This window comes from Streptomyces sp. NPDC039462, assembly GCF_055639375.1.
This window is the reverse complement of the sequence record NZ_JBVKAO010000004.1, coordinates 33182-57258: the sequence shown is the minus strand read 5'-3', so window position 1 is coordinate 57258 and position 24077 is coordinate 33182. Positions and strand designations below refer to the sequence as shown.

At 69.9% G+C, this 24077-nt stretch carries 21 protein-coding genes and 4 tRNA genes; 16 read left to right on the top strand and 9 right to left on the bottom strand.

Annotated features, from left to right (window positions below):
* Positions 1-171 precede the first annotated feature (171 nt).
* From purS to ACZ7LU_RS22525, 8 genes are all read left to right on the top strand, one after another.
* Complete coding sequence (gene purS, locus ACZ7LU_RS22560) at positions 172-453, top strand: phosphoribosylformylglycinamidine synthase subunit PurS (protein ID WP_398301549.1); 282 nt, start codon at positions 172-174, stop codon at positions 451-453.
* The gene (purQ, locus tag ACZ7LU_RS22555; protein ID WP_398301547.1) at positions 450-1130 is read left to right on the top strand and encodes a phosphoribosylformylglycinamidine synthase subunit PurQ; all 681 of its coding nucleotides are present in this window, start codon (positions 450-452) and stop codon (positions 1128-1130) included. The genes purS and purQ overlap by 4 nt, the downstream gene beginning before the upstream one ends.
* Positions 1127-3376: a phosphoribosylformylglycinamidine synthase subunit PurL gene (purL, locus tag ACZ7LU_RS22550; RefSeq protein WP_398301545.1), complete on the top strand. Its 2250-nt coding sequence runs from the start codon at positions 1127-1129 to the stop codon at positions 3374-3376. The genes purQ and purL overlap by 4 nt, the downstream gene beginning before the upstream one ends.
* Positions 3377-3510: 134 nt before the next feature.
* Positions 3511-4017 (top strand): ArsR/SmtB family transcription factor, encoded by a 507-nt coding sequence (locus ACZ7LU_RS22545; protein ID WP_398301544.1) that lies wholly within the window; start codon positions 3511-3513, stop codon positions 4015-4017.
* A 52-nt stretch (positions 4018-4069) separates the two neighbouring features.
* Complete coding sequence (locus tag ACZ7LU_RS22540) at positions 4070-4909, top strand: M23 family metallopeptidase (protein WP_471917817.1); 840 nt, start codon at positions 4070-4072, stop codon at positions 4907-4909.
* A gap of 5 nt (positions 4910-4914) precedes the next feature.
* Positions 4915-5553: a TetR/AcrR family transcriptional regulator gene (locus ACZ7LU_RS22535; RefSeq protein WP_398301540.1), complete on the top strand. Its 639-nt coding sequence runs from the start codon at positions 4915-4917 to the stop codon at positions 5551-5553.
* A gap of 10 nt (positions 5554-5563) precedes the next feature.
* Positions 5564-6364 (top strand): maleylpyruvate isomerase family mycothiol-dependent enzyme, encoded by an 801-nt coding sequence (locus ACZ7LU_RS22530; RefSeq protein ID WP_471917816.1) that lies wholly within the window; start codon positions 5564-5566, stop codon positions 6362-6364.
* A 55-nt stretch (positions 6365-6419) separates the two neighbouring features.
* The gene (locus ACZ7LU_RS22525; protein ID WP_471917815.1) at positions 6420-7277 is read left to right on the top strand and encodes an META domain-containing protein; all 858 of its coding nucleotides are present in this window, start codon (positions 6420-6422) and stop codon (positions 7275-7277) included.
* 18 nt (positions 7278-7295) lie between these two features.
* On the opposite strand, the gene ACZ7LU_RS22520 is transcribed toward ACZ7LU_RS22525, so the two are convergent.
* Positions 7296-8744 carry a sulfatase family protein gene (locus tag ACZ7LU_RS22520; protein ID WP_471917814.1) on the bottom strand — a complete coding sequence of 483 codons (1449 nt, stop codon included), beginning with the start codon at positions 8742-8744 and terminating at the stop codon, positions 7296-7298.
* A gap of 230 nt (positions 8745-8974) precedes the next feature.
* Here ACZ7LU_RS22520 and purF point away from each other — a divergent pair, with 230 nt between their 5' ends.
* Together purF and purM are read left to right on the top strand one after the other, a co-directional pair.
* Positions 8975-10501 carry an amidophosphoribosyltransferase gene (gene purF / locus ACZ7LU_RS22515; RefSeq protein WP_471917813.1) on the top strand — a complete coding sequence of 509 codons (1527 nt, stop codon included), beginning with the start codon at positions 8975-8977 and terminating at the stop codon, positions 10499-10501.
* 36 nt (positions 10502-10537) lie between these two features.
* Positions 10538-11611 (top strand): phosphoribosylformylglycinamidine cyclo-ligase, encoded by a 1074-nt coding sequence (gene purM, locus ACZ7LU_RS22510; protein WP_398301530.1) that lies wholly within the window; start codon positions 10538-10540, stop codon positions 11609-11611.
* Between the two features lie 116 nt (positions 11612-11727).
* On the opposite strand, the gene ACZ7LU_RS22505 is transcribed toward purM, so the two are convergent.
* Both ACZ7LU_RS22505 and ACZ7LU_RS22500 read right to left on the bottom strand, forming a co-directional pair.
* Positions 11728-11985 (bottom strand): DUF3073 domain-containing protein, encoded by a 258-nt coding sequence (locus ACZ7LU_RS22505; protein WP_344522176.1) that lies wholly within the window; start codon positions 11983-11985, stop codon positions 11728-11730.
* A gap of 296 nt (positions 11986-12281) precedes the next feature.
* On the bottom strand, positions 12282-13358 hold the full coding sequence (locus ACZ7LU_RS22500) for a Leu/Phe/Val dehydrogenase (protein ID WP_398301528.1): 1077 nt from the start codon (positions 13356-13358) through the stop codon (positions 12282-12284).
* 151 nt (positions 13359-13509) lie between these two features.
* Between ACZ7LU_RS22500 and ACZ7LU_RS22495 the strand changes: the two genes are divergently transcribed.
* Together ACZ7LU_RS22495 and bldC are read left to right on the top strand one after the other, a co-directional pair.
* Positions 13510-14343 (top strand): DUF8083 family protein, encoded by an 834-nt coding sequence (locus ACZ7LU_RS22495; protein ID WP_398301526.1) that lies wholly within the window; start codon positions 13510-13512, stop codon positions 14341-14343.
* A 481-nt stretch (positions 14344-14824) separates the two neighbouring features.
* Positions 14825-15031 carry a developmental transcriptional regulator BldC gene (gene bldC / locus ACZ7LU_RS22490; protein ID WP_003949541.1) on the top strand — a complete coding sequence of 69 codons (207 nt, stop codon included), beginning with the start codon at positions 14825-14827 and terminating at the stop codon, positions 15029-15031.
* A gap of 432 nt (positions 15032-15463) precedes the next feature.
* Here bldC and ACZ7LU_RS22485 read toward each other — a convergent pair whose 3' ends face one another.
* From ACZ7LU_RS22485 to hrpA, 3 genes are all read right to left on the bottom strand, one after another.
* Positions 15464-15685 carry a DUF6274 family protein gene (locus ACZ7LU_RS22485; RefSeq protein WP_398301524.1) on the bottom strand — a complete coding sequence of 74 codons (222 nt, stop codon included), beginning with the start codon at positions 15683-15685 and terminating at the stop codon, positions 15464-15466.
* Positions 15686-15823: 138 nt separating this feature from the next.
* Positions 15824-15898, bottom strand: a tRNA-Asp gene (locus ACZ7LU_RS22480).
* A gap of 94 nt (positions 15899-15992) precedes the next feature.
* The gene (gene hrpA / locus ACZ7LU_RS22475) at positions 15993-19979 is read right to left on the bottom strand and encodes an ATP-dependent RNA helicase HrpA (RefSeq protein ID WP_471917812.1); all 3987 of its coding nucleotides are present in this window, start codon (positions 19977-19979) and stop codon (positions 15993-15995) included.
* An 83-nt stretch (positions 19980-20062) separates the two neighbouring features.
* Between hrpA and ACZ7LU_RS22470 the strand changes: the two genes are divergently transcribed.
* The 4 genes from ACZ7LU_RS22470 (at position 20063) to ACZ7LU_RS22455 (ending at position 23371) form a co-directional block, all read left to right on the top strand.
* Entirely contained in the window at positions 20063-20443 is a 381-nt protein-coding gene (locus tag ACZ7LU_RS22470; RefSeq protein WP_471917811.1) for a hypothetical protein, read from the top strand.
* 80 nt (positions 20444-20523) lie between these two features.
* Positions 20524-21354, top strand: coding sequence for a DsbA family protein (locus tag ACZ7LU_RS22465; protein ID WP_471917810.1), 831 nt, complete (start codon positions 20524-20526; stop codon positions 21352-21354).
* Complete coding sequence (locus tag ACZ7LU_RS22460) at positions 21351-22181, top strand: cytochrome c biogenesis CcdA family protein (RefSeq protein WP_468091454.1); 831 nt, start codon at positions 21351-21353, stop codon at positions 22179-22181. Before ACZ7LU_RS22465 ends, ACZ7LU_RS22460 begins: the two co-directional genes overlap by 4 nt.
* A gap of 71 nt (positions 22182-22252) precedes the next feature.
* A complete protein-coding gene (locus ACZ7LU_RS22455) occupies positions 22253-23371 on the top strand; it encodes an ABC transporter permease (RefSeq protein ID WP_468091451.1) in 1119 nt (372 codons plus the stop codon).
* A gap of 408 nt (positions 23372-23779) precedes the next feature.
* Here ACZ7LU_RS22455 and ACZ7LU_RS22450 read toward each other — a convergent pair.
* From ACZ7LU_RS22450 to ACZ7LU_RS22440, 3 genes are all read right to left on the bottom strand, one after another.
* Positions 23780-23853 (bottom strand) — tRNA-Phe (locus tag ACZ7LU_RS22450).
* 24 nt (positions 23854-23877) lie between these two features.
* Positions 23878-23952 (bottom strand) — tRNA-Asp (locus tag ACZ7LU_RS22445).
* A 39-nt stretch (positions 23953-23991) separates the two neighbouring features.
* Positions 23992-24064, bottom strand: a tRNA-Glu gene (locus tag ACZ7LU_RS22440).
* Positions 24065-24077: the final 13 nt, after the last annotated feature.

Here is a 24077-nt window from a genome sequence, read left to right as displayed (position 1 = left end):
GATTCATCGTGAAGGTTCTCGGTTCGAAACCTGCTTGTACCCCGGAACGTGACCGTCATCTCGTAGGTTGCTACGAATCTACGCGAGTAGAAATTTTGTGCCGGTAGTCTGAAGGAACCTGCTCAGCACATCGCAAGCAGCACACGCCAGCACCACACACCGGGAGTGCCAGTGGCACGCGTCGTAGTCGACGTCATGCTCAAGCCGGAGATCCTCGACCCCCAGGGCCAGGCGGTGCAGCGTGCACTGCCGCGCCTCGGTTTCCAGGGCATCTCCGACGTACGTCAGGGAAAGCGCTTCGAACTCGAGGTGGACGGGCCCGTCGACGAGACGGCCCTCGCCCGTATCCACGAGTTGGCGGAAACCTTCCTCGCCAACACCGTGATCGAGGACTTCGTCGTAAAGGTCGAAGAGGCTCAGCAGGCGCAGAAGGCCGAGGAGGCCGCGAAGTGACTGCTCGAATTGGAGTCGTCACTTTCCCGGGAACCCTCGACGACCGCGACACCCAGCGTGCCGTCCGCGTGGCCGGCGCCGAAGCCGTGCCGCTGTGGCACAAGGACAAGGACCTCAAGCAGGTCGACGCCGTGGTGCTGCCCGGCGGGTTCTCCTACGGCGACTATCTGCGGGCCGGCGCCATCTCCCGTTTCTCGCCTGTGATGGAGTCCGTCATCGAGCAGGCGAAGGCAGGGATGCCGGTCCTCGGCATCTGCAACGGCTTCCAGGTGCTCACCGAGACGCACCTCCTGCCCGGCGCGATGCTGCGCAACAACCACCTGCACTTCATCTGCCGCGAGCAGCGGCTGCGCGTGGAGAACGCGGAGACCGCCTGGACCGCCGACTACACGGCGGGGCAGGAGATCCGGATCCCGCTCAAGAACATCGACGGGCAGTACACCGCCGACGAGCGGACCCTGGACATGCTGGAGGCCGAGGGCCGCGTCGCCTTCCGGTACCTGGACGGCAATCCGAACGGCTCGCTCCGTGACATCGCCGGCATCACCAACGAGGCGGGCAACGTCGTCGGCCTCATGCCGCACCCCGAGCACGCCGTGGAGCCGCTGGTCGGGACCGGCCGCACCGACGGCCTCGGATTCTTCACCTCGATCCTGAAGAAGCTGGTCAACGCATGACTCTGGACACCGTCAAGCACGCGGCCGAGACGCCCGACGTCAAGCTGCCCTGGGCCGAGCTGGGCCTGAAGGAGGACGAGTACGAGCGCGTCCGCGAGATCCTCGGCCGCCGCCCGACCGGCGCCGAGCTCGCCATGTACTCCGTCATGTGGTCCGAGCACTGCTCGTACAAGAGCAGCAAGGTCCACCTGCGGCAGTTCGGCGAGAAGGTCCCGGAGAACGACGCCATGCTCGTCGGCATCGGTGAGAACGCCGGCGTCGTCGACGTCGGCCAGGGCTACGCGGTCACCTTCAAGGTCGAGTCGCACAACCACCCGTCGTACGTCGAGCCCTACCAGGGCGCGGCCACCGGTGTCGGCGGCATCGTCCGCGACATCATCGCGATGGGCGCCCGCCCGGTCGCGGTCGTGGACCCGCTGCGCATGGGCGACGCGCACCATCCCGACACCAAGCGCGTGCTCCCCGGAGTCGTCGCGGGCATCGGCGGCTACGGCAACTGCCTCGGCCTGCCAAACATCGGCGGCGAGCTCGTCTTCGACGCCTGCTACCAGGGCAACCCGCTGGTCAACGCCGGTGCGATCGGCGTCATGCGGCACGAGGACATCCACCTCGCGAAGGCGTCCGGGCCCGGCAACAAGGTCATCCTGTACGGCGCCCGCACCGGCGGCGACGGCATCGGCGGCGCCTCGATCCTGGCGAGCGAGACCTTCGACGACACGAAGCCGAGCAAGCGCCCCGCCGTCCAGGTCGGCGACCCCTTCCAGGAGAAGCTCCTCATCGAGTGCACCCTGGAGGCCTTCGCCGAGAAGCTCGTCGTCGGCATCCAGGACCTCGGCGCGGCCGGACTCTCCTGCGCCACCAGCGAGTTGGCGTCCAACGGCTCCGGCGGCATGCGCGTCGAGCTCGACGACGTGCCGCTGCGCGACTCCACGCTCACTCCCGAGGAGATCCTCATGAGTGAGTCGCAGGAACGCATGTGCGCCGTGGTCGAGCCCGACAAGGTCGACCGCTTCCTGGAGATCTGCGACAAGTGGGACGTCATCGCCACCGTCGTCGGTGAGGTGACCGACGGCGACCGCCTGGAGATCTTCTGGCACGGCGAGAAGATCGTCGACGTCGACCCGCGCACGGTCGCGCACGACGGCCCGGTCTACGAGCGCCCGTACGCCCGCCCGTCCTGGCAGGACGCCCTCCAGGCCGACGACGCGAACAAGCTGGCCCGCCCGGCGAACTCGGACGAACTGCGCGAGCAGGTCCTCAAGCTCGTCGCCGCCCCGAACCAGGCCGCCAAGTCCTGGGTCACCGACCAGTACGACCGCTTCGTGCAGGGCAACACCGTGCTCGCGCAGCCCGAGGACTCCGGCATGATCCGGATCAACGAGGAGACGGGCCTCGGCGTCGCCATCGCCACCGACGGCAACGGCCGGTACGCGAAGCTCGACCCGTACACGGGCGCGCAGCTCGCGCTCGCCGAGTCGTACCGCAATGTGGCCGCCTCCGGCGCCAAGCCCCTCGCCATCTCCGACTGCCTGAACTTCGGTTCGCCCGAGGACCCGGACGTCATGTGGCAGTTCGCCGAGGCCGTCCGCGGCCTGGCGGACGGCTGCCTGGAGCTCGGCACCCCGGTCACCGGCGGCAACGTCTCGCTCTACAACCAGACCGGCGAGGCGGCGATCCACCCGACGCCGGTCGTCGCCGTCCTCGGTGTGATCGACGACGTGGCGCGGCGTACGCCGATGGCATTCAAGGAAGAGGGCCAGCTCCTCTACCTGCTCGGCGAGACGCACGAGGAGTTCGGCGGCTCGGCCTGGTCGCAGGTGGTCCACGGACACCTCGGCGGCCTGCCGCCCAAGGTCGACCTGGCGCGCGAGAAGCTGCTCGCCGAGATCCTCATCTCCGCCTCGCGCGACGGCATGATCGACGCCGCGCACGACCTGTCGGACGGCGGTCTCGTGCAGGCCGTCACCGAGTCCTGCCTGCGGGGCGGCCGCGGTGCCCGGCTCGTCGTGCCGGACGGCCTGGACGCGTTCACCTTCCTCTTCTCCGAGTCGGCGGGGCGCGCGGTCGTCTCCGTGCCGCGGAGCGAGGAGCTGCGGTTCACCGACATGTGCGGGGCGCGGGGTCTGCCCGTGCGGCGCATCGGTGTCGTCGACGGTGACTCCGTCGACGTGCAGGGCGAGTTCTCGCTGCCGCTGAGCGAGCTGCGCGCGGCCCACGAGGGGACCCTGCCGGGGCTCTTCGCCTGATCCGCCTCGACTGACAGCCCCCGTCCGGACCTGGTCCGGACGGGGGCTTCGTCGTTCCTGCGGCCCTGCCGGGTCAGGCGGCCCTGCCAGGTCAGGGGTTGCCAGGAATTACGTAACTACGTAAGCTCGTAATGGTGGATCTTGAAGAGCGTGTCGCCGAGCTCGAACGGCGGATGGCGGAGTTGGAGAGCGCGGGACCGGCCGCACCTCCCGTGGGCGAGGGCGATTTCTGGGCCCTCGACGCGCTGAAGGCGCGGCACCCGGTCACGGAGGACGCGGACGGCGCCGTCCTGTTCACCGGCTCGGTGCGGGTGCCGACGGGACACCGGTACGACTGGCAGTACGGCCTGCTCACCGAGACCGTGTTCGAGGGCGACTGGTCGGAGACCGCCGAGTCGTTCGCCGCCCTCGGCCATCCCGTGCGGCTGCGGCTGCTGAGGGAGATCCTCGGCGGCCTGCGCACCGCCGCCGAGCTCGCCGCGCTCGACGACGTCGGCACGACCGGCCAGATCTACCACCACCTGCGCCAGCTGACCGGCGCGGGCTGGCTGCACACCACGGAACGCGGCCGGTACGAGGTCCCGGCAGGCCGGGTCGTGCCGCTCCTGGTGGTGCTCACGGCCGCGCGCCCGGTGACCTGACCTGATCTGACCGGGCTTTCAACAGGTATGTCCGTACGTACGAGGGGGAGTCATGCCCATAGGCCTGCTCAAGTCCGCCGCAGTGCTCCATCGGCTGCTGTGGATCGTGTTCTTCGGCCAGTTCGTCGTCAGGATCTTCACGGACCTGCCCTACAACTACTGGCTGAGCTGGCTGCCCGCGGTCGCCGCGATCGCCATCAGCTCCACGCTGTCCCGCTCCGCGCGCCGGCGGATCGAGGCGGATCCCCCGGCCCCCGTCGAGGTCGCGCCCCCGGTCGCCGGCCGCTGGTCCGCGCTGAACAGCCCCGCCGACAAGGTGCCGAGCCACGGCACGCACTACCTGGCCCAGACGTACGCCATCGACATCACCGCCGAGCCGGAGGACGGGCCCGCACGCCCCACCCCCGTCTGGTTCTGGCCCGTCGCCCGGCACGGCAGTGCCTACCCCGCCTTCGGTGAGCCGCTGTACGCGGTGGGCGACGCGACCGTCGTGCACGCCGAGGACGGCCAGCGCGACCACCTGAGCCGCAGCTCCCTCCTCGGAGTGCTGTACTTCTGGCTGGTCGAGGGCGTCGGCAGGACGCTCGGCGGGGCCCGCCGCGTCATCGGCAACCACGTCGTGCTCGACCTCGGCGAGGGGACGTACGCCCTGTACGCGCACGTCCAGCGGGGTTCGCTCGCCGTCCGGGCGGGCGACAGGGTGGCCGTCGGGCAGCGGATCGGCGGCTGTGGGAACTCCGGCAACTCCACCGAGCCGCACGTCCACTTCCAGCTGATGGACGGACCCGACCCGGAGACCGCGCGGGGCGTGCCGTTCAGCTGGCGCGGGGTCGGGGTGCCCCGCAACCGCGAGACGTTCACCGTGCGGGAAGAAGCCACCCCGGTACCGTGACCTGCATGACTGAGGAGCTGGGGCTGCGCGCGCGCAAGAAGCGGCAGACCGCCGCGCGGATCTGGCAGGTCGCCGTGGACCTCTGCTCAGAGCGGGGCTTCGACCACGTCTCCGTGGCGGAGATCGCCGAGGCGGCCGACGTGTCGAAGATGACCGTCTTCAACTACTTCGGCACCAAAGAAGGCGTGATCGTCGGCCCGATGGAGGAGCACGCGGGAGACCCGGCCCGCGCGGTGCGCGAGCGGCGGCCCGGCGAGTCCGCGGTCGCCGCGGCGCGCCGCCAGTTCCTGGAGCAGATCCCCGGCCACGACCCGTCGATCGGTCTCAGCGGCGACCCGCGCACCCTCAAGGTGCGCCAGCTCATCAAGGAGACACCGACGCTCGCGCACCGCATGGTGATCTTCCACATGCGCAGCGTCCAGCTCCTCACGGACGCCCTCGCCGAGGAGACCGGCGACGTGCTCCTCGCGCGGGTCGCCGCCGCCCAGCTGATCGGCGCCCGGAACGCGCTCATCATGGAGAACCACGAGCGCACCCTCGCCGGCGACCCGATCGACGAGATCGCGAAGGACTGCGCCGAGGCCGCCGAGCGCGCCTTCGATCTGGTGGAAAAGGGACTTCAGGGGTACCCCGAAAGCGCTTAGGCTCGGCCCCATGCCACCGGCCAAGAAGCGCACGCGTTCGTACGACTCCGCCAAGATCCGCACCGCTGTCCTCGCCCAGTCGGGCAACGTACGGGACGCGGTGCGCACTCTCACGCCCGAGCAGCTGGCCCGCCCCACCCGGCTCGGCGACTGGACCGTGCACGAACTGGCGGCCCACATCGCGATGGTCCTCGGCACCGTCCACCGCTACCTGGGCCTGCCCGAGCCGGAGAAGCACGAAGTCCCGCTCATGGACTGGCCGTTCGCGACCGTCACCGCTGCGGCCCAGGTCGACGAGGACACCCGTGCCGTCGCCGAGAGCGCCGGCGCCGACCTCGACGACCTGTTCACGCGCACGCTCACCGGCGTCGAGGAGTCCCTGGCCGCGGCGCCCGACGAGCGCCTGGTGCCCTCCCGCTTCGGCGCCATGACCCTCGGCGACTTCCTGGTCACCCGAACCGTCGAACTCACCGTCCACACGGACGACTTGAACGACGCGGTGCCGGGCCTCGATGTCCCGTACGACCGCCAGGCCCTGGCCGCCTGTGCCCGGCTGCTCGGGGACGCCCTCGCGGTGAAGGCGCCGGGCGCGTCGACCGAGGTGCGCGTCCCGCCGTACGCGGTCGTGCAGTGCGTGGCGGGCCCCCGGCACACCCGCGGCACCCCGCCCAACGTCGTCGAGACCGACCCGCTCACCTGGATCCGCCTCGCGACCGGCCGCACCGACTGGGCGAGCGCCCTGGACGCGGCGAAGGTCAGCGCGAGCGGGGAACGGGCGGATCTGTCGGACCTGCTGCCGATCATGGGCTAGCCGCGGTCGGTGGGGGTGATGGAACCGACTCCCCCACTTGTCCCGTCACATCGTCATGCACACGCAGCGACTGACCCTCACCGTGACCGCGCTGGCCTCCGCCGGGCTGCTGCTCACCGCATGCGGCACCGAGTCCGGGGCCGGCTCCGAAGGCGGCTCCGGCGGCCGTTCCGTGGAGAGCGAGGCGGCTCTCACCGGCGTCCGCTGGAACGTCGAGAGCCTCACCCTCGGCGGCAAGAAGCACGACGCGCCGGGGAACGCCTACCTCAAGATCGGAGAGGACGGGCGGGCCGGCGGCAGCTTCGGCTGCAACTCGGTCGGCGCCGACGTGTCGATCAAGGGCGAGACCGTGGAGTTCGGGCAGCCCCTGACGACGAAGCGGGCCTGCGCGGACGACGGCCGCATGACGTTCGAGAAGAACTTCCTGCGCGCCCTCGGCAAGGAGAAGTTCACCGCGAAGGTCGCCGGCGACCGCATGACCCTCACCACCGCCAAGGGAGACCGCGTGGCCTTCACCTCGCAGCCCGCCGAGCCCGACGCCCCGCTCACCGGCACCAAGTGGCGGGTCGACGCCGTCGGCGACGCCCGGACCACCGCGTCCCTGCCGAAGGACGTGGCCGACAAGGTCCACCTGACCTTCGGCGAGGACGGCAAGGTCCGCGGCAACCTCGGCTGCAACTCCGTCACCGCCAAGGCCGAGGCGAAGGACGGCCGCATCACCTTCGGCGCCCCCGCCACCACCCGGAAGCTGTGCCCGGGCGAGGCGATGACCACGGAACGCAAGCTCCTGAAGCTCTTCGACGGGACGGCACGCTACGAGGTGGCGCGGGGCACCCTGAAGCTCACCGCCGCCGACGGCACCGTGATCAGGGCGAACGCGGACCGCGAGGGAGTCGAGAAGCCGGTGAAGTAGCGGTACGGCACCGGAGCGTCAGCCGTACGCCAGCAGTTCCCCGTCCGTCCGCTCCCACGCCGCCCGCAGCTCGGCCAGGAGCTCCGGCTCGCCCGCGGCCCGGTCGGCCTGCTCACGCCGGTCGGCCGCGAGGTCGAAGAGCTGGTCCGCGCCGCCCTTGCCGCGGTAGTACTTCCACTTCCCGCGGCGCAGCGCCCGCTCCCCGCGCACCCGCCAGAACAGCTCGCGCTCGGCGACGGCCTGCCCCTTCAGGAGGTAGGGCGCGAGGCTCGTCCCGTCCAGCGGATACGCCGGGTGCGGCCGGGCGCCCGCGATGTCCAGGAGCGTCGCCGTCCAGTCCGGCGTGTAGACGGGCTCGTCGCTGACCTGCCCGCCGTCGATCCGCGCCGGCCACCGCACGATGGTCGGCACGCGGATGCCGCCCTCCTTCAGCGACCCCTTGTTGCCGGACAGCGGCCAGTTGTACGAGAAGCGCTCACCGCCGTTGTCGGAGGCGAAGAACACCAGCGTGTCCCGCTCCTGCCCGGACTTCCGCAGCGCGCGCAGCACTTCACCGACCGAGCGGTCCAAGTCCTCGACCATCTCCGCGTACTTCTCCACGGAGCCGCCGTCCTGGTGGCGGAGCGCGCCCTTGTCGCCCGCCTTGATCCGCCGCACGATCTCGGCGCTCTGCTCCTCGTCCCCGTCCGCGATCCACGGCCAGTGCGGGGTGGTGAAGTTGAGGTTGAGCAGCCAGGGGCGCTCGCCGTGGTCCCGCCGGACGTACGCGCTCGCCCGCTCGGTCAGGACACGCGTGTAGTACCGCAGGTCCTTGTACTCGGCATCGCCCTCCCGGACACCGCCCTCGTAGAGGTCGTACTCCCCGCCCAGCCCGAGCTTCGAGTAGTACTCCAAGGCGCCGCCGAAGTTCCCGAAGAACTCGTCCCAGCCCGACCGGGTGGGGGAGTAGTCGGGCAGATAGCCGCAGTGCCACTTGCCGATCAGCGCGGTCGCGTATCCGGCGTCGCGAAGCAGCGAGGCGAGCGTGGGGTGGGTCGGGTCGAGGCCCACGGACCTGTCGGCGATCGGCTCCGCGAGCCCGCCCTTCGTACGCCCGGGGAAGCGTCCCGTGTACAGGCTGAAGCGGGTCGGCGAGCAGGTCGCGGACCCGGAGTAGGCATCGGTGAACCGCACGCCCTGGCGGGCGAGGCGGTCCAGGTGGGGGGTCTTTATGTGCGGTGACCCGTACGAGGAGAGATCGGCCCAGCCGAGGTCGTCGCCGAGGATGAAGAGGATGTTGGGCCGCCGGGAGTGCCGCCCGCGGGCGGCGGCGAAGGGCCGCTCGGCGGGGGTAGTGGAGGAGGCCGTGGCGGGGGCGCCGGGCGCGGCGTCGGCCCGCGTCGCGGCGCCCGCCGCGCCCACGCCGACGGCGGCGCCCGCCACTCCGCCGGCGAAGGAGCGCCGGGACAACCGGGAAGACCGTGACAATCCATGAGGCTGCATGGATCAGGAGCCTCGCGGGGTGCCGAAGCGGGCGTCAACGCGCTCCCGCCCCTGTTCACAAAGCCGTCGTCGCAGTTCACAGCCCTGTCGTACGCCTGACGCACAAGCGCGGCGAACAGGCCTCGAAGGCCCCGGCGGCGAGCTGCGCTCACCCTCCGTGCCGGGGTCGTATCCCCAATTCGGACCAGTGGTCGATCTCGCCTACACTCGGTGGCGTGCCACGTGGTGACGGTCGACTCAATCACGATCTGCTTCCCGGCGAGAAGGGCCCCCAGGACGCTTGCGGCGTCTTCGGTGTCTGGGCTCCGGGCGAAGAGGTCGCAAAGCTCACGTACTTCGGGCTCTACGCCCTCCAGCATCGGGGCCAGGAATCCGCGGGAATCGCGGTCAGCAACGGCTCCCAGATCCTCGTCTTCAAGGACATGGGCCTCGTTTCCCAGGTCTTCGACGAAACCTCTCTCGGCTCGCTCCAGGGTCACATCGCGGTCGGTCACGCCCGCTACTCGACCACCGGTGCCTCCGTCTGGGAGAACGCCCAGCCGACGTTCCGTGCCACCGCGCACGGCTCCATCGCGCTCGGGCACAACGGCAACCTCGTCAACACGGCCCAGCTCGCCGAGCTGGTCGCCGAACTGCCGAAGGAGAACGGCCGCGCGACCCAGGTCGCCGCGACCAACGACACCGACCTGGTGACGGCTCTCCTCGCAGGTCAGGTGGACGACGACGGCAAGCCGCTGACCATCGAAGACGCCGCCATGAAGATCCTCCCGCAGGTTCAGGGCGCCTTCTCCCTCATCTTCATGGACGAGGGCACGCTGTACGCGGCCCGTGACCCGCAGGGCATCCGCCCGCTGGTCCTCGGCCGCCTGGAGCGCGGCTGGGTCGTCGCGTCGGAGTCCGCCGCCCTCGACATCTGCGGCGCCTCCTACGTCCGCGAGATCGAGCCCGGCGAGTTCATCGCGATCGACGAGAACGGACTGCGAACGTCCCGATTCGCGGAAGCGAAGCCCAAGGGCTGTGTCTTCGAGTACGTCTACCTCGCGCGCCCCGACACGGACATCGCGGGCCGGAACGTCTACCTCTCGCGCGTCGAGATGGGCCGGAAACTCGCCAAGGAAGCTCCTGTCGAGGCCGACCTCGTCATAGCGACCCCCGAATCCGGCACCCCCGCCGCGATCGGGTACGCGGAAGCCTCCGGCATCCCCTTCGGCGCCGGCCTGGTGAAGAACGCCTATGTCGGCCGCACCTTCATCCAGCCCTCGCAGACGATCCGCCAGCTCGGCATCCGTCTCAAGCTGAACCCCCTCAAGGAAGTCATCAAGGGCAAGAAGCTGGTGGTCGTCGACGACTCGATCGTCCGCGGCAACACCCAGCGCGCCCTGGTCAAGATGCTCCGCGAGGCCGGCGCAGCCGAGGTCCACATCCGGATCTCGTCCCCGCCCGTGAAGTGGCCGTGCTTCTTCGGCATCGACTTCGCGACGCGCGCCGAGCTCATCGCCAACGGCATGACCATCGAGGAGATCGGCACGTCGCTCGGCGCCGACTCCCTCTCGTACATCTCCATCGACGGCATGATCGAGGCCACGACCATCGACAAGCCGAACCTCTGCCGCGCCTGCTTCGACGGCGAGTACCCGATGGACCTGCCCGACCCCGAGCTGCTCGGCAAGCAGCTCCTGGAGACGGAACTGGCCGCGGGCCCGGCGAGCACTGCCGCCGCCGACGCGATCCGTCGCCCGTAAGACCCCACGCAGTACGACACGAAAGTTCTCACCGTCATGTCTGAGACCACTGGTGCCAGCTACGCAAGCGCGGGCGTCGACATCGAGGCGGGCGATCGCGCCGTCGAGCTGATGAAGGAGTGGGTCAAGAAGACCCAGCGTCCCGAGGTCGCGGGCCTCGGCGGCCTCGGCGGCTTCGCCGGGCTCTTCGACGCCTCCGCGCTCAAGCGCTTCGAGCGCCCCCTGCTCGCCTCCGCGACCGACGGCGTCGGCACGAAGGTCGACATCGCCCGCCAGATGGGGGTCTACGACACCATCGGCCACGACCTCGTCGCGATGGTCATGGACGACATCGTCGTGTGCGGCGCCGAGCCGCTCTTCATGACCGACTACATCTGCGTCGGCAAGGTCCACCCCGAGCGCGTCGCCGCCATCGTGAAGGGCATCGCCGAGGGCTGTGTCCTCGCGGGCTGCTCGCTCGTCGGCGGCGAGACGGCGGAGCACCCTGGCCTGCTCGGCCCGGACGACTTCGACGTCGCGGGCGCCGGCACGGGCGCGGTCGAGGCCGACCGTCTGCTCGGCCCGGATCGCATCCGTAAGGGTGACGCGGTCATCGCCATGGCGGCCTCGGGTCTTCACTCGAACGGGTACTCGCTCGTCCGGCATGTGGTCTTCGACCGCGCAGGCTGGGCCCTGGACCGCCAGGTCGAGGAGTTCGGCCGCACGCTCGGCGAGGAGCTCCTGGAGCCCACCAAGATCTACTCCCTGGACTGCCTGGCGCTCACCCGCACCACCGACGTCCACGCCTTCAGCCACATCACGGGCGGCGGCCTCGCGGCGAACCTCGCCCGGGTGATCCCGGACGACCTGCACGCGATCGTCGACCGCGAGACGTGGACGCCGGGCGCGATCTTCGACGTGGTCGGCAAGCAGGGGAAGGTCGAGCGCCTCGAACTGGAGAAGACGCTGAACATGGGCGTCGGCATGATCGCGATCGTCCCCGAGGAGTCGGCGGACGCGGCGCTCACCACCCTCGCCGACCGCGGCGTGGAGGCCTGGGTCGCCGGAGAGATCACCGACCGCGGCGACCACGCGACCGGCGCCGAGCTCATCGGCGACTACGCGAAGTAGGAAGCGCGAGCAGCACAAAACCCGGCCCGGGGTGGTGCCCCCGGACCGGGTGAAGTGCAGTTGCTATGAGAACTGCGAATACTGCCTAGGCAATAAATAGTGCGTAAGCAACGAGGTCAAGCGCCGCGGCGCTGAGACGAGGGGCCGGACTCTTCGGCAGAGTCGTCGTCCTCGTCGTCGTTATACAGATCCGCGTACTGGGCGTACGGGTCGTCTTCCTCGTCGTCGTCTTCGAACGGCTCGCCATTCGGCGGCTGTTGCGAAGTCGAAGCGCCCAGCTCATTGGCCAGACGCGACAGGTCTGTCCCGCCGCTGCTGTACTTCAGCTGGCGGGCGACCTTCGTCTGCTTGGCCTTTGCCCGGCCGCGCCCCATGGCTCGACCCCCTCGGATACGGGGCTCGACGGCCCCAGAGTCTTGACACGCGTTCATGATCTGGAACGGACTCTCCGTGGAGAGACCGGTCCGTAGGGCTTCCACGGTACCTGCTCCTGCGGCCATACGGTACGTCGCCCGCAGGACGCGCCTCGGCGCACAACCCTCGAGGAGCCCCGTCCTCGCTGGTCAACTGCGATTTTAACCTCTTCTTGTCGGGCGACCCGCCGACGGGGGTGAGTCTTGTCTCTCCCAGTACGCCGGCGGGGCCCCGTCACACGTCCCCGCGCGCCATTTCAGCGCGCGTCGGACATCCGCTGTTCGGCGATCCTGTCGGCCGCGGCGGCCGGCGGAATGCCGTCTTCCTTTGCGCGAGCGAATATGGCGAGCGTGGTGTCGAAGATCTTCGACGCCTTCGCCTTGCACCGGTCGAAGTCGAAGCCGCGCAGCTCGTCGGCGACCTGGATGACGCCGCCTGCGTTCACCACGTAGTCCGGCGCGTAGAGGATCGACCGGTCGGCGAGGTCCTTCTCGACCCCCGGGTGCGCCAGCTGGTTGTTGGCGGCGCCGCACACCACCTTCGCGGTCAGGACCGGCACGGAGTCGTCGTCGAGCGCGCCGCCGAGCGCACAGGGCGCGTAGATGTCGAGGCCCTCGGTCCGGATGAGCGCCTCGGTGTCCGCCACCGCCGTCACCGACGGGTGCTTGTGGGTGATCCGGTTCACCGACTCCTCGCGGACGTCCGTGATCACGACGTCGGCGCCGTCCTCCAGGAGGTGCTCGACGAGGTGGTGACCCACCTTGCCGACGCCCGCGACGCCGACCTTGCGGCCGCGCAGCGAAGGGTCGCCCCACAGGTGCTCGGCGCTGGCGCGCATGCCCTGGAAGACACCGAAGGCGGTGAGCACGGAGGAGTCGCCCGCGCCGCCGTTCTCCGGGGAGCGCCCGGTGGTCCAGCGGCACTCGCGCGCGACGACGTCCATGTCCGCGACGTACGTACCGACGTCGCAGGCCGTCACATAGCGGCCGCCGAGCGAGGCGACGAAGCGGCCGAAGGCGAGGAGCAGGTCCTCGCTCTTGATCTGCTCGGGGTCGCCGATGATCACGGCCTTGCCGCCGCCGTGGTCGAGCCCGGCCATGGCGTTCTTGTACGACATCCCGCGCGACAGGTTCAGGACGTCGGCGACGGCCTCTTCCTCGGTCGCGTACGGATAGAAGCGGGTGCCGCCGAGGGCGGGGCCCAGGGCGGTGCTGTGGATGGCGATGACGGCCTTGAGGCCGCTGGCACGGTCCTGGCAGAGCACTACTTGCTCGTGGCCTCCCTGGTCCGAGTGGAACAGGGTGTGCAGGACGCCGTTGTCTGCTTCGGTCACTGTGGTGACTCCCGGTCAAGTGGCGCGGTTGGGCGGGTCCCGTGCGGGTGGCGGGGCCCGATGGGCATGAGACTAAAGGCTGTCCACCGACCTTGACCGCCCGGAGTCGAGGATCACGTTTTCGAGTTCACCCGTGGGGGAGAGAGCAGCCGTGCCCAAGGTGTCATCGGTGACGGTCCCGTACGCGTCCTATCTGCGCGTGTACGAGCCGCTGGCCGCCTTCCCGGAACCGGAGCGCGAGCACTGGGCGCGCTACGCCCGCCGCCGGGACCTTCCCTCCTACCAGGACGAGCTCCGCCGCTCGCTCGCCGACCTGGTGCCCACGCCGCCGGTGCCCGTGCCGGTGCACGAGAGCGGCGACGCGTTCGTCGTGGAGGCCGACGGGGTGCTGTGCGTCTGCCCCTGGCGGACCCGGCTGCGCGGCTGGCAGGCCATGGGGGAGCTGGCCGGGCAGCTGCCCGCGCCGGTCCTCGACGCGGTGCTCCCTCCGGTGCTGCGCCGGCAGACGGCCGCGGACTACGAACAGTGGCTGGCCCGGAACCCCGACGCGCGCCCCTGGATCCGTACGTCCACGTGGCAGGTGCCGCTGCACTGGTTCGTGCTCTTCTCCGACGAGGAGCGGGACCACGCGAAGGCCGACCCGCCCGTGCTCCGCTACCGCACCCCGATGGTGCAGGCGCGGCGCCGGGTCGCGCGCGGTCTGAAGACGCTGCGGGAGGCGCTGGGCGAGGGGCCGCTCATCGACGGTCTCGTGGACGTCGGCCGCTGGCTGGAGGAGTTCCACCCGCGCTCCCTGGTCGAGCTCGACTACGGAGGCCTCGTGCACGCGGTGCCGGCCGACGAGCTCGGCGAGGACCACTCGGCGGCGGACGTGGCCGAGGGGATCGAGGCGCTGCGCGACGGCGACGGCGAGGCGGCCGGCGAGGCGTATGCGAGGCTCGTGGAGCGGTGGCGGGCGATCCGGGATCTTCAGTTCGCGAACTGAGGGCCGGCTCCCTTCCGTCGCCGCCCTTCAGGGTCCCGGGACGTAGGTCCCGATACGGGCCTTTGCCTCAAGCGTGATGGACCGCACTTTCGGGGCTCTTGCGCCCATCACCCCTCCTCATGCCAAAATAGGACAAGGAGTCCGGGGAGGGCTCCTTCCGCCCAAGTAAGGGCGGATTACTCAGCATTGCACTGTATGGGGGGTCTGTTGACTCCTGATCGCTCTGTGACTGATCGTCACTGTGGCGTGACTGTCCGCTATGGCATGGTCCATCGGCTTCCGTCGGTGATGAACACCTGGGAGGGCAATTCCATCGGTTTGGCCGACGCGGCTGGACGGATGGTGTAGTTGTAGTGCCGAGGACAAGCCGTTCGTCCTATAACCGACTCGACTCGCGTCCGCCATTTCGGGCAACGCGGGTCAAGGTGCAGAATTTAGAGGAATGAACCGAGAAGGTTCGGTTCTCCCGAGGAGGCCGCTCATGACCGCTCGCACCCCTGATGCCGAGCCGCTGCTGACCCCGGCTGAGGTCGCCACGATGTTCCGCGTCGACCCGAAGACGGTGACGCGCTGGGCCAAGGCTGGCAAGCTCACGTCGATTCGCACGCTCGGCGGACACCGCCGTTACCGCGAGGCTGAGGTCCGCGCACTGCTCGCGGGCATTCCGCAGCAGCGCAGCGAGGCCTGACGTACGCCAGAAGTACCGCTCAACCAGCAGTAACTCGTACAACTCGGGCGAAGAGCACCACTGCTGTCAGGTCCCCCAACCTGGCCGTACGTCCGACATATGGCTCCACACGACGAGGGTCCCGCCCCAACGGGACCCACGCCTGACACACATGGGTGCGTCGTTCGATCGCGCTGGACTCCGCCGGGTCCAGCGCGATCTTTTTTGTGTGCCGGGGATGCGCGGAGGATGCGCAGGTGGGCGGCCCTGGGGAGTAATCGGAGAACAGCGGGGGAGCGCCCAGGGGGTGGTGCAATTGCACATATTAAATTGGCTGGTTGTAGGAAGGGTGTAAGTTCCGGGGTTTCGCAAACTACTTCGGTGACACCCGTCACACGTCGTGAATCTTGTTGTGGGCAACTCCCCTGCGCTAGAGGGGCTCTTGCGCTGGGGTCATGCGTCGGGAGGGCTGTCTGCGGCGCTCTCCCGCACGAAACCCTCCTCGGGGTCCTCGGGCTCGCCCGGTGGGCGCTGAGGGGCCTCCAGGGCGAGTCTCAGCAGCCGGTGGCAGATCGGGCAGTGCCGGGTCACGTGGCGGTAGCCGGTGGCCGCCGCGAGGTGGGCGCGCAGCAGGGCGCGCGTCTCGTGCCGCGCGGACGCCGAAGAAGCGGACATGCGTCACCTCCTGGGGGCCTCCCGCCGGCCCCTGCTCTCCGGAGTACCGACGGAATGTGACTCCGTCAAGCCGCCCGGGCACGGAGCCCGCACACGACTGAGGGCCGCACCCGATGGGTACGGCCCTCATATCTACTGCGGTCCTGACGGGATTTGAACCCGCGGCCTCCACCTTGACAGGGTGGCGAGCACTCCAAACTGCTCCACAGGACCTTGCTCGCTGCACTTGCTTGCGCGTTGTGCTGCGAGACAGGACTCTACAGCAGTGCAGGCCCGGCGGTCGAACTCACCCTGTGTGCCCGGGCGATCACGGGACCAGCGCGTCGATCGCCTTCACGATCCGCTTGTCCGAGACGGGATACGCCGTGCCCAGCGCGTGCGCGAAGTAGCTGACGCGGAGCTCCTCGATCATCCAGCGGATGTCCAAGGCCTCCTGCGGCACGGGCCTGCCCTGTGGCAGCTGTTCGAGCAGCCACAGGTACTCGTCGCGCATCTCACGGACCTTCTCCATGCGCGCGGTGTCCCGCTGGACGCTGGTCGGCATCTGCTGCAGGCGCCGGTCCGCCGCGACCATGTAGCGCATCAGGTCCGGCAGGCGGCGCAGCCCCGTCTCCGTCACGAAACCGGGCTTGATGAGGGAGTTCAGCTGCTCCCGCACATCCGCGAGGTTGGGGAGCAGGGCCGGGCTCTGCGCCGACTTCAGACGGCGCTCACAGGCCTGCCAGGCGGCGAGGACCTGCTGGACCTGGCCGACCGCCCGCACGGTCGTGTCGACGATCTCCGCGCGCACCTTGTCGAACAGCTTGCGGTACGACTCCTCGTCCCAGACCGGCCCGCCGAAGTCCGCCATCAGCTTGTCCGCGGCGGCCGTCGCGCAGTCGTCGAAGAGGGCCTGCATCGAGCCGTGCGGGTTCGCCGACAGGGCGAGCTTCTGCTGGTTGGTCAGCTTGTCGGAAGCGAACTTGGCCGGGTTCACCGGGATGTTGCGCAGGATGAGGCGCCGGGTGCCGCGCCACATGGCCTGCTGCTGCTCCGCCTCGGTGTCGAAGAGGCGTACGGAAACGGTGTCGCCGTCGTCGACGAGCGCCGGATACGCCTTCACCGGCTGGCCGGCGCGGCGCGTCTCGAAGACGCGCTGGAGGGTGCCGATGCTCCAGTCCGTCAGGCCCGAGCGCTCGACCGCCGAGCCGCCCGTGCGCTCCGCCGTCGCCGCGGCCGCCTGCGAGAGCGCCTTGCGGGCCTTCGGCTTGAGCCGGAGCTTCAGCGCTTCGAGGTCCTTGTCCTCGGCGAGCTTCTTGCGCCGCTCGTCGACGATACGGAACGTGATCTTCAAGTGGTCGGGCACGCGCGTCAGGTCGAAGTCGTCCGGCGTGACCGGCACGCCGACCATCCGCTGGAGCTCGCGCGCCAGCGTGACGTGCAGCGGCTCCTGCAACGGCACGGCACGCTCCAGGAACGCCTTCGCGAAGTTCGGCGCGGGGACGTAGTTCCGGCGGATGGGCTTCGGCAGGGAGCGGATCAGCTCGACGACCACGTCCTCGCGCAGGCCCGGGATCTGCCAGTCGAAGCCGTCGTCCGTCACCTGGTTCAGGACCTGGAGCGGGATGTGGACGGTCACACCGTCCGCGTCCGCGCCCGGCTCGAACTGGTACGTCACCCGGAACTTGAGCTGCCCCTGGCGCCACGAGTCGGGGTAGTCGTCCTTGGAGACACCCTGCGCCTTCTCGTTGATCAGCATCGACCGCTCGAAGTCGAGCAGTTCGGGCTCTTCCCGCTGCTTCTTCTTCCACCAGGAGTCGAAGTGCGCGCCGGACACGACGTCCGCCGGCACCCGCTGGTCGTAGAAGTCGAAGAGCGTCTCGTCGTCGACGAGGATGTCGCGGCGCCGCGCGCGGTGCTCCAGCTCCTCGACCTCGGTGAGGAGCTTGCGGTTGGCGGCGAAGAACTTGTGGTGGGTGCGCCAGTCGCCCTCCACCAGCGCGTTCCGGATGAAGAGGTCGCGGGAGACCTCGGGGTCGATGCGGCCGTAGTTCACCTTGCGGTCGGTGACGATCGGGACGCCGTAGAGCGTGACCTTCTCGATCGCCATCACCGCGGCCTGGTCCTTCTCCCAGTGCGGTTCGCTGTACGTCCGCTTCAGGAGGTGCTGGGCGAGCGGCTCGACCCACTCCGGCTCGATCTTCGCGTTGACCCGCGCCCACAGCCGGGAGGTCTCGACCAGCTCGGCCGACATGATGAAGCGCGGCGGCTTCTTGAAGAGCGCCGAGCCCGGGAAGACCGCGAACTTCGCGTTGCGCGCGCCGATGTATTCGTTGCGCCCGCCGCGCTGCTTGGCGTCGCCGTCCTTGGCGGACCTGCTGTCCTTCGACTCCTTCACGTCCTTCATCCCGATGTGGGAGAGCAGGCCGGACAGGAGCGAGATGTGGACGTGCTGCTCGGGGGCGTCGTCCTCGTTGAGGCTGAGGCCCATCTGCTTCGCGACCGTACGCAACTGCGAATAGATGTCCTGCCATTCGCGGATGCGGAGGTAGTTCAGGTACTCCCGCTTGCACATACGGCGGAAGGCCGATGAGCCGAGCGTCTTCTGCTGCTCCCTGACGTACCGCCACAGGTTGAGGAAGGCGAGGAAGTCGCTCGTCTCGTCCTTGAAGCGGGCGTGCTGCTGGTCGGCCTGCGTCTGCTTGTCGGCCGGGCGCTCACGCGGGTCCTGGATGGAGAGCGCCGCCGCGATCACCATGACCTCGCGCACACAGCCGTTCTTGTCGGCCTCCAGGACCATCCGGGCGAGCCGCGGGTCGACGGGCAGCTGGCTGAGCTTGCGCCCCTGCGGGGTGAGCCGCTTCTTCGGGTCCTTCTGGGCGGGGTCCAGCGCACCCAGCTCCTGGAGGAGCTGGACGCCGTCACGGATGTTGCGGTGGTCCGGCGGGTCGATGAAGGGGAACTTCTCGATGTCGCCGAGGCCGGCCGCCGTCATCTGCAGGATGACCGAGGCGAGGTTCGTACGGAGGATCTCCGCGTCCGTGAACTCGGGGCGGGAGAGGAAGTCGTCCTCGCTGTAGAGGCGGATGCAGATGCCGTCCGACGTACGGCCGCAGCGGCCCTTGCGCTGGTTGGCGCTGGCCTGACTGATCGCCTCGATGGGCAGCCGCTGCACCTTCGTGCGATGGCTGTAGCGCGAGATGCGGGCCGTGCCCGGGTCGATCACGTACTTGATGCCGGGGACGGTCAGGGAGGTCTCGGCGACGTTCGTCGCGAGGACGATTCTTCGGCCGGTGTGCTGCTGGAACACGCGGTGCTGCTCGGCGTGCGACAACCGGGCGTAGAGGGGCAGGACCTCGGTGAACCGGTAGTTCTTCTTGTTCAGCGCGTCCGCCGTGTCCCGGATCTCGCGCTCTCCGGAGAGGAACACGAGGATGTCGCCCTTGCCCTCGGCCTGGAGCTCCTCGACGGCGTCCGTGATCGCGGTGATCTGGTCGCGGTCGGAGTCGTCCCCCTCCTCTTCGAGGAGGGGGCGATAACGCACCTCGACCGGATACGTACGGCCGGAGACCTCCACGATCGGGGCGTCCCCGAAGTGCCGCGAGAACCGCTCGGGGTCGATCGTCGCCGACGTGATGACGACCTTCAGATCCGGGCGCTTCGGCAGGAGCTGGGCGAGATAGCCCAGCAGGAAGTCGATGTTGAGCGAGCGCTCGTGCGCCTCGTCGATGATGATCGTGTCGTACGCGCGCAGCTCGCGGTCCGTCTGGATCTCGGCCAGCAGGATGCCGTCCGTCATCAGCTTCACGAACGTGTCCGCGCCGACCTGGTCGGTGAAGCGGACCTTCCAGCCGACGGCCTCGCCGAGCGGGGTGTCCAGCTCGTCGGCGACGCGCTCGGCCACCGTGCGGGCCGCGATGCGGCGCGGCTGCGTGTGCCCGATCATGCCGCGCACGCCCCGGCCGAGCTCCATGCAGATCTTGGGGATCTGCGTGGTCTTGCCCGAGCCGGTCTCGCCCGCGACGATCACGACCTGGTGGTCGCGGATCGCCTCGGCGATGTCGTCCTTCTTCTGGCTGACCGGCAGCTCTTGCGGATACGTGATCGTGGGCAGCCGGCTGCCCCGCTCGGCCATCCGTGCCGCGGCCTTGTCGACGTCCGCCGCGATCTCGGCGAGGACGGCGGCACGGGCCTCGGGCTTGCGGATCCGGCGCGCACCCTCCAGCCGCCTGCCGATCCGGTGCTCGTCGCGCAGCGAGAGCTCGGAGAGGCGGGAGGCGAGGGCGTCGAGGGCGAGGGCGGGCTGCGTAGACATACGCCGTCCAGGATCTCACCCGCGACTCGGCGGTGGCGAACCGATTTCTCCGGCGGTGCACCCCGGCACGTACGATTCCGGGCATGCCCGCCCGTACGCGCACGCCCTGGAGCCCCCTCGCGGTGGTCTTCCTCGTCGTGCTCGGGCTCGGGATGTTCTGCGGGCCCGCGGCTGCCGCGCAGCAGCCGGTGGCCGGGGCCGTGAAGGTGCTTGCGTCCCCCTCCGCCGCGGATACGCAGGGCTCGCCCGGCTGCGGCAAGGGCACCGACCGGGACGCCGACCAGCCACCGGGCACCCCGCAGCGCCCCGGAGCGGCGTACGAACTGCTGCCCGCGCTGCACGACGCCCGCGCGGCGTCCGGCTCCTGGGGCGCCGACCAGACCGTGCTCCTGGTGGCGCCGGGCCGCGCGCCGCCCGCGCTCACCCCGCCCTCACCGATAGATCTCTCGATCCTGCGCGTGTAGGAGGCCCCTGACTCAGGGGCCCACATCGACGTACGAGACGTACGTACGAGACGCACAACAGGACAAGAGAGAGCACACCCATGCCCGAGAACGGCAGCAAGAAGACCCAGAGCGGCAAGAGCCAGAGCGGCAAGAGCCGGAACATCGCCATCGGCGCGGGCGTCGCCGTGGCCGCCGTGCTGCTCGGCGTCGCCTCGTACACCGCGACCAAGCCGGAGGACTCCGGCGCCTCCGGCAGCGGCTCCGTCAAGGAGGAGGCCGCCGCCGACGTCTCCGCGGACCCGCAGGAGGGTGTCTACCCCGAGCTGGAGAAGCTCGCGCGGCGCGACGCCGAGGACCCGCTCGCGCAGGGGCGCGCCGACGCACCCGTCGTGATGGTGGAGTACGCCGACTTCAAGTGCGGCTTCTGCGGCAAGTTCGCCCGCGACACCGAGCCCGGCCTCGTGAAGAAGTACGTCGACGAGGGCACCCTGCGCATCGAATGGCGCAACTTCCCGATCTTCGGCGAGGACTCCGAGCGGGCCGCGCGCGGCGCGTGGGCGGCGGGGCGCCAGGGCCGCTTCTGGCAGTTCCACGAGGCCGCGTACGCCGAGGGGTCCAAGGAGAAGGGCTTCGGCGAAGGGCGGCTGAAGGAACTGGCGCGGGAGGCCGGGGTCAAGGACGTCGACCGGTTCGTGAAGGACGTGGACAGCGACGCCGCCGCGGCCGCGGTGAAGAAGGACCAGGAGGAGGCGTACGGACTGGGCGCCGCCTCGACGCCGTCCTTCCTCATCAACGGGCGGCCCATCTCGGGCGCCCAGCCGGACCAGGTCTTCGACCAGGCGATCGAGGCGGCGGCCAAATCGGCGGGCAAGTCACCGGCCAAGCAGCCGAAGGGCGGGGCCGCCGCGGGCAAGGGTGGCTCCGAGTGACTGCCGACGTCGGGTACTTCGCCGCGTTCCTGGGCGGGCTGCTCGCCCTGGTCAGCCCGTGCAGCGCACTGCTGCTCCCCGCCTTCTTCGCCTACTCCATCGACTCCGCCTCGCGCCTCGTCGCGCGGACCGGCATCTTCTACGCCGGGCTCGCGACGACCCTGGTGCCGCTCGGCGCGGCCGGCTCGTACGCCGGACGGTTCTTCTTCGGCCACCGCGATCAGCTCGTGCTCGCCGCGGGATGGCTGATCATCGGGCTCGGCGTGCTCCAGATCCTCGGCATGGGCTTCGCGTCGCGGAGGATGGCGGAGCTCTCGGGCCGGATCCGGCCGACCACCGCGTTCTCCGTGTACGCGCTGGGGGCGGTGTACGGGCTCGCCGGGTTCTGCGCCGGGCCGATCCTCGGCAGCGTCCTGACGGTGGCGGCGGTGAGCGGAAGCCCGGTCTACGGAGGGCTGCTGCTCGCCGTGTACGCGCTGGGGATGGCCGTGCCGCTCTTCCTGCTCGCGCTGCTCTGGGAGCGGTTCGACCTGGGACGGCGCAGGTGGCTGCGGGGCCGGACGTTCCGCATCGGCCGGTTCGAGCTGCACACGACGTCGCTGCTGTCCGGGCTGTTCTTCGTCGCGCTCGGGGCGCTGTTCCTCGCCTACGACGGGACGACCGCGCTGCCCGGCCTGCTGGACGTGGACGACTCGTTCGCCGTGGAGCAGTGGGCGGGCGGGATCGGCCGCGCGGTGCCGGACGCGGTGCTGCTGGCCGGTGTGGTCGTGGTGGTGGGTGTGGTGCTCGCGGTGCGGGGGTGGCGGAGGCGCGCCAAGTCCGTTTAGCGCGTTTGGCCGGATACTTGACCTGCTGGGTGAGAAGGCTGCTTATGGGGCTTTGGGTTTAGCGTGTTCGTATGCCTGATACGCCTGATACGGCTGATACCCCTTACACGCCTGACCGCGAGCCGAACCAACAGGAGCAGCACCAACACGGTGCGCACGGGCGTGTTCCCACCCGGAGTGAGCGGTGGGACGCGTTCAAGCGGTCGCCCTTCCTGCCGGCGATCGTGCTGGTGTTCATCCTGGCGGCCGCGGCCGGGCTCTTCGCCGGGTCGTACACGTACTCCATGGCGAACCCGACTCCGCACCACATCCCCACCGCGGTGGTCGACGCGCGGGACGCGACGCGGGGCAAGGCGTTCCTCGACGGCATGGAGAAGGCACTGAACGCCTCGCTGGAGGTACGCCGGTACGACAGCCGGGCGGCGGCGCTGCGGGACGTGGAGGAACAGAAGGTCTTCGCGGTCCTCGACGTGGCCCGCGGCGGGGACAAGGTGACGCTGGACGTCTCCGGGGCGTCCGGCGCGTCCGTCGCACAGGTGCTCGCGGAGACCGCGCCGAAGGTGGGCGAGAAGGTCGGGGTGCCGGTGACCGTGAAGGACATCAAGCCGCTCCAGGAAGGCGACCCGCGAGGGCTCGCCATCTTCTACATCTCGCTGGCGGCCGTGATCATCGGCTTCGTGGGGGCCATTCAGCTGAGCGTGCACGCGCGCGGGCTGAATCCGGCGGAGCGGATCGGGTTCACGGCGCTGTACGCCCTCCTGGGCGCGTTCGTCATCGCGGCGGTCGTGGACTGGTGGCTGGGGGCGGTGCGGCTGCCCTTCGTGGAGTCGTGGCTGATCCTGGCGCTGACGATGTTCGCGTCGGGGATGGTCTTCTCGATGTTCAACACGATGTTCGGGCGGTGGGCGATGCTGCCGACGTGGGGCCTGATGGTGCTCCTCGGCAATCCGTCGTCCGGCGGCGCGGTGTCCTGGCCGCTGCTTCCCTCGGTGCTCGGGCACATCGGGCAGTGGCTGCCGCCGGGGGCGTCGGTCAACGCGCAGCACACGGCGGTGTACTTCGGCGGCCACCAGCATGCGTTTCCGTTCCTGGTTCTGGGGGCGTGGGCGCTGCTCTCCAGCGCGGTCTTCTGGATCTGGCGCCATCGCCACCCGGGAGGCCGCACCTCGACTCCCGCGCACGCGGGCTAGCGCATCTTGTCTGCCCGTCTGTGGGGCGGGGCCGCGGGGGTATGTGCGTACTCGCCATCCCTGCGCCGCGCCTCAAGTCCAAAGACGCCACAGCACGCTCGGTGCTCCGTTCGCACATACCCCCACGTCCCCTCGGGCGCGTGTGCGGCTGCGGCCCGGTGGGGGCCGAGCCCCTTCCCCGCGGGCCGTCGCGGGGCGATCCCCACCCACCCGCCCTACTCCCGCAGGAACCCGCGGGGCACCCCCACCCACCCGCCCCTACCCCCGCAGGACGTTGCGGGGCAAACGGGTGGGTGGGTGGGAAGCATCCGCCGCGGAGCGGCGGGCTTGGGGTCCTGCCCCGGCAGGGCGTCGCAGGGCCCGGAAACGGCAGAAGCCCCGCCGGAGAGGCGGGGCTTCTGGGAGAGGTGGCTGGGGCCGGGATCGAACCGGCGACCTATCGCTTTTCAGGCGATCGCTCGTACCAACTGAGCTACCCAGCCACGCGATCCGCGTGGAATCGCAAGCGGTCCTGACGGGATTTGAACCCGCGGCCTCCACCTTGACAGGGTGGCGAGCACTCCAAACTGCTCCACAGGACCAAGCGTTGTGCGAGCACTAGTCTCGCACAAGGTGTTGCGTGCCCCCAACGGGATTCGAACCCGTGCTACCGCCTTGAAAGGGCGGCGTCCTGGGCCACTAGACGATGAGGGCTAAGGGCCCACCT